Here is a 12,773-nt window from a genome sequence, read left to right on the forward strand (position 1 = left end):
AGTGTTTCAAGTAAGAGCTTCGAGTAAGCGAACAGCGTTGCCTTTGGCGTGATCTCGTGTAGGAGATCGCTTACACGGTGACGAAGACATTCGCTATTCGTGCATCAGACAGGGCCGACCCCGCAGAGGGTTGGCCCTTTTTATTTTGTTGTTTTTAAAAGATTTTTTTGGTTTTTGGTCGCGAAGGGTAGGGTGCCGGGGAGTCTCGCAAGCCGCCGTTGGTGAGCTTGTGTGATCGGGCTGGCGTGTCACAATGCCTCAGGGATTAGGGAGAGCGGTAACGCTTTCCGGCAGGATGCATTGGGATGCAAGTAAGAGTGATGCGCTCGGCGCGGCAGGACGCCGCCCCCGGGCAGGGACGTCATCACGGGAGTCGAGCGGAGGGAGCCGCTCAAGGATTGGCTGGGAGCGGGCGGCCTGCGGGCCGCCTTTTTTGTGGCCGTGAGTTTTTGTGGCCGAGAGTTTTGTGGCCGGGAGTTTTTTTGATCGAGCGCTTTTTGATCGAAGGCTTATTTGACCGAGCGGTTGGCGGCTTGGCCCAGGACACTGCGACGACGCCGGATGTCGAGAGACATCCGGCGTCGTCGTGTCTGGCGGGCCCGCTCAGGCCGTGATCCTCAGCGCTCGAGCAGCTCCAGCTTGCCCGGCTTGCCGTCCCAGGTCTCCGCGTCTTCCGGCGGGTCCTGCTTTTCGCTGATGTTGGGCCACACCTCGGAGAGTTCGGCATTGATCTCGATGAACGCCTCCTGGCCCTCCGGCAGCTCATCCTCCGAGAAGATCGCCTCGGCGGGACACTCCGGCTCGCAGAGCGCGCAGTCGATGCACTCATCGGGATGGATCACCAGAAAATTGGGACCCTCGTAGAAGCAGTCCACCGGGCAGACCTCGACACAGTCGGTGTACTTGCACTTGATGCAGTTCTCGGTGACGACGAATGTCATGCCAGTCTCCCATTCTCCGGCCGGGGCGTGGCCGATAGTCATTGATTCGATATTGGTTATAAGAAAATCATTTCTTATAATTTCAAGGCTTTTGGTCGAGCCATTCTAGTCGCGGCACGGGGCCCCCGCAAGCGCGTCGGGCCGTCATTGTCGGCCATTCACAGCGCCTCTTTCCAGCGGTAGAGCAGCTCCAGGGCCTCGCGTGGCGACAGCGCGTCGGGATTGAGTTCGCCCAGCTGCTCGACCAGCGGATGGGGCGTGCTGGCGAAGAGGTCGGCCTGACGGGGTGCGCCGGTAGCTCGCTCGTCACTGGCCGCGGCCGTCGGCAGCCGGCTGCCCTGGTCGATCTCCTGCTGCTCGAGGATGGCCAGCTTCTCCCGGGCGCGGGCGATCACCGCCTGTGGCACGCCGGCGAGCTGGGCCACCTGCAGGCCGTAGCTCTGGCTGGCCGGGCCATCCTCCACCCGGTGCATGAAGACGATGCCGTCGCGGTGCTCCGCGGCCGTCAGGTGCACGTTGGCCACCCCCTCGGCCTGCTCGGGCAGGGCCGTCATCTCGAAGTAGTGGGTGGCAAACAGCGTGAAGGCTCGGCTGCGCGTCAGGTGTTCGGCGCTGGCCCAGGCCAGCGACAGGCCGTCGAAGGTGCTGGTGCCGCGGCCGATCTCGTCCATCAGCACCAGGCTCTGGTCGGTGGCGTTGTGCAGGATGCTGGCGGTCTCGGTCATCTCGACCATGAAGGTGGAGCGCCCGCCGGCCAGGTCGTCCGAGGAGCCGATGCGGGTGAAGATGCGATCCACCGGGCCGATGGCGGCCGCATCCGCCGGCACGAAGCTGCCGGTATGGGCGAGCAGGGTGATCAGCGCCGCCTGGCGCATGTAGGTTGACTTGCCGCCCATGTTGGGGCCGGTGATGACCAGCATCCTGCGCGCGTCATCCATGACCAGGTCGTTGGGCACGAAGGGCGCCTCGCTGACCTGCTCGACCACCGGGTGGCGCCCGCCGCGGATGTCGATGCCCGGCGCCTCGGGCAGGGACGGGCGCACGAACCCAAGCGCCTGGGCGCGCTCGGCGAAGGCGCACAGCACGTCGAGCCCCGCCAGCGCCCGGCCGGTGCCCTGCAGCGCGGCGAGCTCGGCGTTCAGGGTGTCGAGCAGACCGTCGTAGAGCAGCTTCTCTCGGGCCAGGGCTCGGGACTTGGCTGACAGCGCCTTGTCCTCAAACTCCTTGAGTTCGGGGATGATGAAGCGCTCGGCGTTCTTGAGGGTCTGGCGGCGCACGTAGTCCACCGGGGCGTCCCGGGCCTGGGCGCGGGGGATCTCGATGTAGTAGCCGTGGACCCGGTTGTAGCCGACCTTGAGGCCGGCGAGCCCGGTGCGCTCGCGCTCCCGGGTCTCCAGGGCCACCAGGTAGTCGCCGGCGTGCTCGGCGAGCCCGCGATGCTCGTCGAGCTCGGCATCGAAGCCCTCGGCGATCACCCCGCCGTCGCGGATCACCACCGGCGGGTTCTCCACCAGGGCGCGGTGCAGGGTGTCGGCGAGGTCCGGGTAGGGATGGATATGTCGCCGGAGCTCGTCAAGCGTGGTGCCCTCGGCGTAGTGCGTGAGTTCGGCCTCGAGGGCGGGCAGGGCGACCAGGGCGTCGCGCAGGCGCGCGAGGTCTCGGGGTCGCGCGCTGTAGAGGGCCACTCGGGCGAGGATGCGCTCGATGTCGCCGATCGCCTTGAGCGAATCGCGCAGGGGCTCGAAGCCCTCGTTGTCGAGCAGCAGCGCCACCGCCGCCTGGCGGGCGCCGACCTGGTCGCGGTCGCGCAGCGGGCGGTTGAGCCAGCGCTTGAGCAGCCGCGAGCCCATGGCCGTGGCGGTGGTGTCGAGCACGCTGGCCAGGGTGTTGTCGGCGGTGCCGCCGAGGTTGACGTCGATCTCCAGGTTGCGCCGGCTGGCCGCATCGATCACCACGGCGTCGTCGCGGCTCTCCACGCCGATGGCGGTGACGTGGGGCAGGGCCGTGCGCTGGGTGTCGCGGGCATAGTCGATCAGCACCCCGGCGGCGGTGAGGGCCGCCTCCAGGTGGGCGCAGCCGAAGCCGCGCAGGTCCTGGACCTGGAACTGGTCGCACAGGGTGCGCGTCGCGCTCTCGAGGTCGAACAGCCAGTCGCTCTGGCGGCGCAGGCCGCGGCGCTCCGCCAGGGCCGGCGGCAGCGACTGGCTCTCGGCGACCAGCAGCTCGGCCGGGTCCAGGCGCGTGAGCTCGGCGAGCATCTCGCCTTCGCCCTCGACCTCCAGCACGCTGAAGCGCCCGCTGGAGAGTTCCAGCCAGGAAAGCCCCCAGCGCTCGCCGAGCGGCGCCATGGCCACCAGCAGGTTGTCGCGACGGGCATCCAGCAGCGCCTCGTCGTAGAGGGTCCCGGGGGTGACGATGCGCACCACGCGCCGCTCCACCGGCCCCTTGCTGGTCGCCGGGTCGCCGATCTGCTCGCAGATCGCCACCGACTCCCCGGCAGCCACCAGTCGCGCCAGGTAGCCCTCGGCGCTGTGGTAGGGCACGCCGGCCATGGGGATCGGCTGGCCGGCCGACTGGCCGCGCTGGGTGAGGGTGATGTCGAGCAGCGCGGCGGCGCGCCTGGCGTCGTCGAAGAACAGCTCGTAGAAGTCGCCCATGCGGTAGAAGAGCAGCACGTCGGGGTGCTCGCGCTTGATCTTCAGGAACTGGCTCATCATCGGGGTATGCTGGGCGCTGGCCTGTGACATGGGCTTCCTTGGACGTCCTGTGAAGAGGGTGGCGAGTTGCGGGGAGACTGGCGTCGGGCACGCCATGCATGTCTCGGGCAAAGCCAGTATTCTACGCTCAAGGGCGGTCGACGTCAGGCCGCCGGCGGGTCACTATCGTCAGGGAGGAAGGCCATGACCTCGCACGCCGAGGATCTCGAGCGCCATGATCTACGGGGCCTCGCCGAGTTGCTCGGCGAGCGCTGCCGCGCACGGGGCATTACCGTCACCGCGGCGGAGTCCTGCACCGGCGGCGGAGTGGCCAGCGCCATCACCGCCGTCGCCGGCAGCTCCGCCTGGTTCGAGTTCGGCTACGTGACCTATGCCAACGGCGCCAAGACCCGCCTGCTTGGCGTGCCCGAGACGCTGCTGGCCGAGCACGGCGCGGTGAGTCGCGAGGTCGTCGAGGCGATGGTCGTCGGCGCCTGTCGCGACAGCGGCGCTGGGCTGGGCGTAGCGGTCAGCGGGGTGGCCGGCCCCGGCGGCGGCAGCGCTGAAAAGCCCGTGGGCACCGTCTGGCTGGCCTGGGGGAGCGCCGAGGGGGCCGAGTCGGCCTGCCTTCGTTTCCCCGGCGATCGCGCCGCGGTGCGCGAGCAGGCCGTGCGCGAGGCGCTGGCCGGCCTGGTGCGGCGGCTAGCGCCTTCCTGATCGTCACCGGCTCGCCTCGACGCTGGTCGCGGCCCGAATTTTTCGCCATACTACTGTGCAGTCATACAGTGGTTGCCGGCCGTCGTTACCCTCATCCGCCACGCCTCATTCGCTATCTTTTAGGAGTTCCTTCATGGCTCAGGACGAAAACCGCAGCAAGGCGCTGAATGCTGCCCTCTCCCAGATCGAGCGCCAGTTCGGCAAGGGCACCGTGATGCGCCTGGGCGATGCGCCCCGCGTGGTGATGCCGTCGGTCTCCACCGGTTCATTGGGCCTGGACATCGCGCTCGGCATCGGCGGGCTGCCCCTTGGCCGGGTGGTCGAGATCTTCGGCCCGGAGTCCTCGGGCAAGACCACCCTCACGTTGTCGGTGATCGCCCAGGCCCAGAAGCAGGGCAAAACCTGCGCCTTCATCGACGCCGAGCATGCCCTAGATCCGAGCTATGCCGAGAAGCTCGGCGTCAACCTCGATGACCTGCTGGTCTCCCAGCCGGACACCGGGGAGCAGGCGCTGGAGATCTGCGACATGCTGGTGCGCTCCGGCGGCGTCGACGTGATCATCATCGACTCGGTGGCGGCGCTGACGCCGCGTGCCGAGATCGAGGGCGAGATGGGCGACTCCCACGTCGGCCTGCAGGCGCGCCTGATGTCCCAGGCGCTGCGCAAGATCACCGGCAACATCAAGAACGCCAACTGCATGGTGGTGTTCATCAACCAGATCCGCATGAAGATCGGCGTGATGTTCGGCAGCCCCGAGACCACCACCGGCGGCAACGCGCTGAAGTTCTACTCCAGCGTGCGCCTGGATATCCGCCGCACCGGCTCGGTCAAGCAGGGTGACGAGGTGACCGGCAACGAGACCCGGGTCAAGGTGGTCAAGAACAAGGTGGCGCCGCCGTTCCGCCAGGCCGAGTTCCAGATCCTCTACGGCAAGGGGATCTACCATGCCGGCGAGGTGGTCGATCTCGGCGTGCAGTGCAAGCTGGTCGACAAGGCTGGCGCCTGGTACAGCTACCAGGGCAACAAGATCGGCCAGGGCAAGGCCAACGCCGCCCAGTTCCTCGAGGACAACCCGGCGGTGATGGAGGAGATCGAGAGCCAGATCCGCGCCCAGCTGCTCACCCCGGTGGAGCCGAAGCAGGAAGAGGCCGCCGACGAAACGCTGGCCGCCGAGGAAGGCGGCGACGACCGGGCCTAAGCCATGCTCGGTGATGCCTCCGGGGGCGGCGAGTCGACGCCCCGCAGCGACGCCATCCGCCTGCTGGCCCGTCGCGAGTATTCGCGCCAGGAGCTCGCCGAGCGGCTGGCGGCCAAGGGGCACGAGGCCGAGGCAATCGCCGAGTGCCTCGAGGCCCTGGTGGATCAGGGCCTGCAGTCCGACGAGCGCTTCGCCGAGGGGTTTCTGCGCTCGCGCATCCTGCGCGGCCAGGGGCCCATGAAGATTCGCCTCGACCTGGAGCGTCGCGGGCTGGATCGCGAGGAGATTCGCCACGCCTTCGACGAGACCGCCCGGCGCGGCGAGGGCGACTGGTTCGCCCTCGCCCGCGAGGCCCTGGCGCGGCGCTTTCCCGGCCCGGGCGACACCCCTCGCGAGCGCGCCCGGCGCGAGCGCTTCCTGGCCGGCCGCGGCTTCGATTTCGACCAGGTGCGCCACGCTCTGGAAACGGCCTGGTCGACCGACGACTGAGCCCGCATCGGCCTACTCCCCTTCAGTCGATTGACAACTGCGCTATAATGCCCCCCTTTGCGAATGCCCCGGGTGGCGCTCCTGTGGCGCAGTGGCGAGCCGATACCGGCATCGACACGCCGCTTGCCGACCCACCGGGCCACCATGCTCATCGCTACGGATACCCCATGAAAAGCGCAGACATCAGACAGGCTTTCCTGAGTTTCTTCGAGGAGCAGGGACACACCATCGTGCCCTCGAGCTCGCTGGTGCCGGGCAACGACCCGACCCTGCTGTTCACCAACGCCGGCATGGTGCCGTTCAAGGACGTCTTCCTGGGGCGTGATCCGCGCCCCTACGTGCGCGCCACTTCCTCCCAGCGATGCGTGCGTGCCGGCGGCAAGCACAACGACCTGGACAACGTCGGCTACACCGCTCGCCACCACACCTTCTTCGAGATGCTGGGCAACTTCAGCTTCGGCGACTACTTCAAGCGCGATGCCATCCGCTTCGCCTGGACCTTCCTGACCGAGGTACTGGGGCTGCCCAAGGAGAAGCTGTGGGTCACGGTGCACATCAGCGACGACGAGGCCGAGCGCATCTGGAAGGACGAGATGGGCATCGACCCCGAGCGCTTCTCGACGCTCGATGAGGACAACTTCTGGCAGATGGGCGACACCGGTCCCTGCGGGCCGAGCTCCGAGATCTTCTTCGATCACGGACCCGAGGTGTGGGGTGGCCCGCCCGGCAGCCCGGAAGAGGATGGCGACCGCTACATCGAGATCTGGAACCTGGTGTTCATGCAGTTCGATCGTGACGCGGCCGGCACCCTGAATCCGCTGCCCAAGCCCTCCATCGACACCGGGATGGGCCTGGAGCGTATCGCCGCGGTGATGCAGGGCGTGCACTCCAACTACGAGATCGACCTCTTCCAGCACCTGCTGGAAGCCGCGAGTCAGGCCACCGGGCACAGTGACACCACCGCCCCCTCGCTGCGGGTGATCGCCGATCATATCCGCTCCTGCGCCTTCCTGATCGCCGACGGCGTGCTGCCCTCCAACGAGGGGCGCGGCTACGTGCTGCGCCGGATCATCCGCCGCGCCATCCGCCACGGCCACAAGCTCGGCGCGCGCGGCAACTTCTTCCACAAGCTGGTGGGGGCGCTGGACGCAGAGATGGGCGAGGCCTACCCGGAGCTTCGCGAGGCACGCCATCAGATCGAGCGCGTGCTGCTCAAGGAAGAGGAGCAGTTCGCCCGTACCCTGGAGCACGGCATGGGCCTGCTCGAGGAGGCGCTGGCCGGCCTCGAGGGCGATACCCTGCCCGGCGAGACGGTCTTCAAGCTCTACGACACCTACGGCTTCCCCTATGACCTGACCGCCGACGTCTGCCGCGAGCGCGACGTCCGCCTCGACGAGGCCGGCTTCAAGGCGGCGCTGGAGGCCCAGCGCGAGCGCGCCCGTGCGGCCAGCCAGTTCGGCGCCGACTACACGGCGGCGATCGAGCTCGAAGGCGAGACCGCCTTCACCGGCTATGAGCAGCTGGAGGATCGCGCTACGGTCACCGCCCTCGTCGATCGTGAGGGCAACGCCCTGGCCGAGCTGGCGCCCGAGCAGCGCGGCGTCGTGGTGCTCGACCGCACGCCGTTCTACGGCGAGTCCGGCGGCCAAGTCGGCGATACCGGCTACCTGGAGCTCGAGGGCGGGCGCTTTTTGGTCACCGATACCCAGAAGCAGGCCGGCCATCACCTGCACCACGGCGTGCTCCTCGAAGGGGCGCTGGCCGTGGGCGCCGAGGTGCATCCCCGGGTCGACGCCAGCCTGCGCGCCGCCACGGTGCGTAACCACTCGGCGACTCACCTGATGCACAAGGCGCTGCGCATGGTGCTCGGCGATCACGTCCAGCAGAAGGGCTCGCTGGTCACCCCCGAGCGCCTGCGCTTCGACTTCAGCCACTTCGAGCCGATGACCGGCGAGCAGCTGGCCGAGGTGGAGCGCCTGGTCAACGAGCAGATTCTGGCCAACGCGGCGACGCGCACCGAGCAGATGACTCTCGACCAGGCTAAGGAGCGCGGCGCGGCGGCGCTGTTCGAGGCCAAGTACGCCGACAGCGTGCGCGTGCTGACCATCGGCGCCGACGATTTCTCCATCGAGCTGTGCGGCGGCACCCACGTCGCCCGCAGCGGCGACATCGGCTGCTTCCACATCGTCAGCGAGGCGGGCATCGCCAGCGGCGTGCGGCGCATCGAGGCGATCACCGGCGCGGGCGCGCTGGCCTGGTTCCGTGAGCAGGAGGCGCGCCTGAACCGCATTGGTGAGCGGCTCAAGGCCAAGCCGGAGCAGGCCGAGGAGCGCGTCGACTCGCTGCTCGAGCGCAACCGCACCCTGGAGAAGGAGCTCGAGCGGCTCAAGGCCAAGCTGGCCAGCGCCGCCGGCAACGATATGCTCAGCGAGGCCCATGAGGTCCAGGGCATCAAGGTGCTGGCCAAGCGCCTCGACGGCGTGGCCGGCAAAGAGCTGCGCGGCATGCTCGATCAGCTCAAGAACAAGCTGGGCTCCGGCATCGTGGTGCTGGGCGTCGCCGACGCCGAGGCCGGCAAGGTCAGCCTGATCGCCGGTGTGACCGACGACCTCACCGGCCGTGTCAAGGCCGGCGAGCTGGTCAACCACGTGGCCTCCCAGGTCGGCGGCAAGGGCGGCGGCCGACCCGATATGGCCCAGGCCGGCGGCAGCGATGTTTCGGCCCTGCCGGGTGCGCTTGAGAGCGTACCCGTCTGGGTCGAGGAGCGACTGAAGTAGGATGCACAAGGGCCGGTAGCAGCGATGCACCGGCCCTCGTCGTATCTGGACACCTTTCACTCATCCGAGCGCTATGCGCACTCGACAAGCGAGGGAAAACGGCAAATGGCACTATACGTACAAAAATTCGGCGGCACCTCGGTGGGCTCAGTGGAGCGCATCAAGGCCGTGGCCGAGAAGGTCAAGGGCTTTCGCGACCAGGGTCACCAGATCGTGGTCGTGGTCTCCGCCATGAGCGGCGAGACCAACCGCCTGATCGGCATGGCCAATGAGATCAACGACGAGCCGACGCCGCGTGAGATGGACATGCTGGTCTCCACCGGCGAGCAGGTCACCATCTCGCTGCTGGCCATGGCCCTGCACAAGCTGGGCGTGCCGGCGACCTCCTACACCGGCTCCCAGGTGGGCATTCAGACCGACAGCGCCCACACCAAGGCGCGCATCCAGCGCATCGAGACCGACGAGCTGCAGGCCGATCTGGACGCGGGTCAGGTGGTAGTGGTCGCCGGCTTTCAGGGCGTCGACGAGGAGGGCAACATCACTACCCTCGGTCGTGGCGGCTCCGACACCACCGGCGTGGCCCTGGCCGCGGCGCTCAACGCCGATGAGTGCCAGATCTATACCGACGTCGACGGCGTCTACACCACCGACCCGCGGGTCTGCTCCAAGGCGCAGCGCCTTGAGACCATCACCGTGGAGGAGATGCTGGAACTGGCGAGCCTTGGCTCCAAGGTCCTGCAGATCCGCGCCGTCGAGTTCGCCGGCAAGTACAACGTCGCGCTGCGCGTGCTGTCCAGCTTCGAGGGCGGCCCCGGCACCCTGATCATTGCAGACTCTGATAAAGACGAGGATTCCATGGAAGAACCGCTGATCTCCGGTATCGCCTTCACCGCCAACGAGGCCAAGCTCACCCTGCTCAACACCCCGGACGTGCCGGGCGTTGCCTCGCGCATTCTGGGCCCGATCGCCGATGCCAACATCGAGATCGACATGATCGTGCAGAACGTGGCGCCTGCCGGCGACTACACCGACTTCACCTTCACCGTGGCCAAGGGCGACTACCGCCAGACCATGAAGATCCTCCAGGATCAGGTGATTCCCGATCTCGGCGGCGGCGACCTGCGCGGCGACGACAATATCGCCAAGGTCTCACTGGTCGGCGTGGGCATGCGCTCGCACGCCGGGGTGGCCTCCAAGATGTTCCGCGTGCTGGCCGACGAGAACATCAATATCCGGATGGTCTCCACCTCCGAGATCAAGATCTCCGTGGTGATCGACGAGAAGCACATGGAGCTGGCGGTCAAGGCGCTGCACAAGGCGTTCGGTCTCGACAAGCGCAGCATCGAGCAGGAATAAGGGCTCACTCGCGTCGCCGACACCTTCTACGCTTCTAGCAAGGATCGCCGATACGCGTGTCGAGGAGCCTTCTTTCAACGTGTTGCTGGCCGGCCATTGGCTGGCATCAGTGGTCAGGGACGACGAGTTGTCGCACAATGCAGCGATGTCGTCCCTCCCGGCGAGCATCCCGTAGCCCGAAGTCTGAGAAGGAGATCAGTCATGCTCATCCTGACCCGCCGTGTTGGCGAAACCCTGATGATCGGTGACGACGTCACCGTCACCGTCCTTGGCGTCAAGGGCAACCAGGTGCGTATTGGCGTCAATGCGCCCAAGGATGTCGCCGTACATCGCGAGGAAATCTACCAGCGCATCCAGCGCGAGAAGTCCGACCCCGACGTCGACAGTGACGTTTAGGACTCGGGTGGCCAGGTCGTGCGCCGTTTTTCCATGGATCGTTATCGAAAAATTGCCGGGACCGCTGGACAATGGCCTTATAGAACGGTAGGATACGCACCGTGCCGATGAGGGAGAGGTGGCCGAGTGGCTGAAGGCGCTCCCCTGCTAAGGGAGTAAGGGGTTTATAGCCTCTTCGAGGGTTCGAATCCCTCCCTCTCCGCCATTATCGACACGTGAAGATAAAGCGCCCGTAGCTCAGCTGGATAGAGTACCTGACTACGAATCAGGTGGTCGGAGGTTCGAATCCTCCCGGGCGCGCCAGCTTCAACCGGATGAGAACGACCGCTTCACGCTGTCGTACCCGTCCCCGCAATGAGTCTGCTCGTTGCCTTTCGCGCCCGTAGCTCAGCTGGATAGAGTACCTGACTACGAATCAGGTGGTCGGAGGTTCGAATCCTCCCGGGCGCGCCAGATTCAGACCCGTCCTCACCATGAGGGCGGGTCTTCTGTTTTGTTTCGATGTTTTCTCGCTAGCCGGACCGGTTGCGCCCAGGATGGGCCCCGGCTCCGCGATCGTTTGGGGCGCCGTCGCATTGCGACGTGCGCCTCTTTTTTTGGTTTATCGTACGTTGCCGGGAAGCGGTCGTTCACGAGGAGGCGGGGATCCCGCGAACCACACCTATATTAAGCTGATCTGCGAAGCGCCTTTTCGTGTCTGGCGCCCTTCTCTGGCCTGTGGTGGTTGTCTCGGGCCGTCTGGCCTGTGTCGCCCGTGAGGCGGAGGAGGGCATGAAGGCGTGGCTAGGCGCCGAGCGTCGCCTCGGCAGTGGCCTGGGGGGTGGAGCAGGGCAGGGGCGTGACCAGCCCCTCGAGCAGGGTGTCCAGGTGGGTGATGCGCTTGAGCGCCTGGAAGCGTCGGGCGGCCTCGGCATCGCGCTGGCGCATATGGTTGAGCCACTGTTTGAGCAGCGAGGTGACGACGCGGTCGGGCAGCGTGCTACGCTGCGTTGCAGCAAACTCGGCGAGAATCGCCGCCCGTTCGTGCCAGGGCGTCTCCGGCAGGCGTTCGCCGGTGGCCTGCCAGTGGCGGATGCGGCCCGCCAGGCGAGGGTCGGCCAGGGCGCCGCGGCCGAGCATCACGTCGCGACAGCCGGAGAGCGTGCGCGCCTTCCAGTAGTCTTCCAGGGTCCAGATGTCGCCGTTGGCGACCACCGGAATGGACAGGCGCTGGCGGATCCGGCCGATCCACTCCCAGTGGGCGGGGGGGCGGTAGCCCTCGTCCCGGGTGCGGCCGTGGACCACCAGCCGTTGGGCGCCGGCATCCTGTGTGGCCAGCGCGCAGGCCAGCGCCAGGCGGCGGTCGGCGAAGCCCAGGCGGACCTTGGCGGTCACCGGGATCGCCTCGCCCACGGCCGCATGCACCGCCGCCACGGCGGCATGCACCCGGCGCGGGTCGCGCAGCAGCGAGGCACCGCCGTCGTGGCGATTGACCAGCTTGGCGGGGCAGCCGAAATTGAGGTCCACGCCGGTGGCGCCGAGGTGCAGCGCCTGGCGGGCATTGGCGGCCAGCGCCGCGGGGTCGGAGCCCAGCAGCTGCAGCGTTACCGGCACGCCGCTCGGGGTGGCGGGGGGCGTGTCGGCCACCAGCTCCGGGCAGTGCTTGTAGAAGACGCGGGGTGGCAGCCGAGCATCGACCACGCGCACGAACTCGGTCACCACCCAGTCGAAGCCGGGGGCGCGCGTCAGCAGGTCGCGGGTCACCGCATCGATGACCCCCTCCATGGGTGCTAGGCCGATCCGGCCCTTATGTAGTAAATTAACAACGCTGACTTCCACCATGACGCCATTGCAATCTGTCGGGGATCTGGCAGGTTATATGATCACAAAAAATGCGCAAGTCGGGTTTTTTTTGCCGTATCTCGCCCAACTTGCCGCAAGAGTCAGGAGAATTCGCATGCAGGATTCGCAGCTGATACACGAGGGTCTCTCTCTGATGGGCCTCGGCATGGGGTTTGTCTTTGTTTTTCTTACCGTGCTGGTGGGCGTCACCACGTTGATGTCCAAGACGATCGGCCGCTTCTTCCCCGAACCGGTCGCTCCCGCCGCCCGTGATTCCCGTGCCCCGGCCGCGCGCCAGGACGATGACCTCACCGTGGTCATCAGCGCGGCGGTGCACCGCTATCGCCAGCGCCATAAGCGCTGAGGCGAGCGCCCCGCCTTC

Annotated in this window: 10 protein-coding genes and 3 tRNA genes; 10 read left to right on the forward strand and 3 right to left on the reverse strand. The window is 67.1% G+C overall.

What is annotated here, in order from left to right; translation table 11 throughout:
* Positions 1 to 617 precede the first annotated feature (617 nt).
* Both fdxA and mutS read right to left on the reverse strand, forming a co-directional pair.
* Positions 618 to 941: a ferredoxin FdxA gene (gene fdxA / locus BM388_RS06840; RefSeq protein WP_089848498.1), complete on the reverse strand. Its 324-nt coding sequence runs from the start codon at positions 939 to 941 to the stop codon at positions 618 to 620.
* 158 nt (positions 942 to 1,099) lie between these two features.
* On the reverse strand, positions 1,100 to 3,688 hold the full coding sequence (gene mutS, locus BM388_RS06845; protein WP_089848499.1) for a DNA mismatch repair protein MutS: 2,589 nt from the start codon (positions 3,686 to 3,688) through the stop codon (positions 1,100 to 1,102).
* Positions 3,689 to 3,841: 153 nt separating this feature from the next.
* On the opposite strand from mutS, the gene BM388_RS06850 reads away from it, so the two are divergent.
* From BM388_RS06850 to BM388_RS06890, 9 genes are all read left to right on the forward strand, one after another.
* Positions 3,842 to 4,354, forward strand: a complete 513-nt coding sequence (locus tag BM388_RS06850) for a CinA family protein (RefSeq protein WP_089848500.1) — start codon at positions 3,842 to 3,844, stop codon at positions 4,352 to 4,354.
* A 133-nt stretch (positions 4,355 to 4,487) separates the two neighbouring features.
* Positions 4,488 to 5,552 (forward strand): recombinase RecA, encoded by a 1,065-nt coding sequence (recA, locus tag BM388_RS06855; RefSeq protein ID WP_089848501.1) that lies wholly within the window; start codon positions 4,488 to 4,490, stop codon positions 5,550 to 5,552.
* 3 nt (positions 5,553 to 5,555) lie between these two features.
* Complete coding sequence (locus BM388_RS06860) at positions 5,556 to 6,041, forward strand: regulatory protein RecX (protein ID WP_089848502.1); 486 nt, start codon at positions 5,556 to 5,558, stop codon at positions 6,039 to 6,041.
* 167 nt (positions 6,042 to 6,208) lie between these two features.
* Complete coding sequence (gene alaS, locus BM388_RS06865; protein WP_089848503.1) at positions 6,209 to 8,818, forward strand: alanine--tRNA ligase; 2,610 nt, start codon at positions 6,209 to 6,211, stop codon at positions 8,816 to 8,818.
* 105 nt (positions 8,819 to 8,923) lie between these two features.
* Entirely contained in the window at positions 8,924 to 10,174 is a 1,251-nt protein-coding gene (locus BM388_RS06870; protein ID WP_089848504.1) for an aspartate kinase, read from the forward strand.
* A gap of 201 nt (positions 10,175 to 10,375) precedes the next feature.
* Positions 10,376 to 10,570 (forward strand): carbon storage regulator CsrA, encoded by a 195-nt coding sequence (csrA, locus tag BM388_RS06875; protein WP_089848505.1) that lies wholly within the window; start codon positions 10,376 to 10,378, stop codon positions 10,568 to 10,570.
* Positions 10,571 to 10,682: 112 nt separating this feature from the next.
* Positions 10,683 to 10,775: transfer RNA gene (locus tag BM388_RS06880), tRNA-Ser, on the forward strand.
* A gap of 21 nt (positions 10,776 to 10,796) precedes the next feature.
* Positions 10,797 to 10,873, forward strand: a tRNA-Arg gene (locus BM388_RS06885).
* Between the two features lie 73 nt (positions 10,874 to 10,946).
* Positions 10,947 to 11,023: transfer RNA gene (locus BM388_RS06890), tRNA-Arg, on the forward strand.
* Positions 11,024 to 11,353: 330 nt separating this feature from the next.
* Here BM388_RS06890 and BM388_RS06895 read toward each other — a convergent pair.
* Complete coding sequence (locus tag BM388_RS06895) at positions 11,354 to 12,334, reverse strand: tRNA dihydrouridine synthase (RefSeq protein ID WP_089848506.1); 981 nt, start codon at positions 12,332 to 12,334, stop codon at positions 11,354 to 11,356.
* A gap of 172 nt (positions 12,335 to 12,506) precedes the next feature.
* Here BM388_RS06895 and BM388_RS06900 point away from each other — a divergent pair, with 172 nt between their 5' ends.
* Positions 12,507 to 12,755: an OadG family protein gene (locus BM388_RS06900; protein WP_089848507.1), complete on the forward strand. Its 249-nt coding sequence runs from the start codon at positions 12,507 to 12,509 to the stop codon at positions 12,753 to 12,755.
* Positions 12,756 to 12,773 lie beyond the last annotated feature (18 nt).

Source organism: Halomonas saccharevitans, assembly GCF_900116405.1.
GTDB classification, from domain to species: domain Bacteria; phylum Pseudomonadota; class Gammaproteobacteria; order Pseudomonadales; family Halomonadaceae; genus Halomonas; species Halomonas saccharevitans.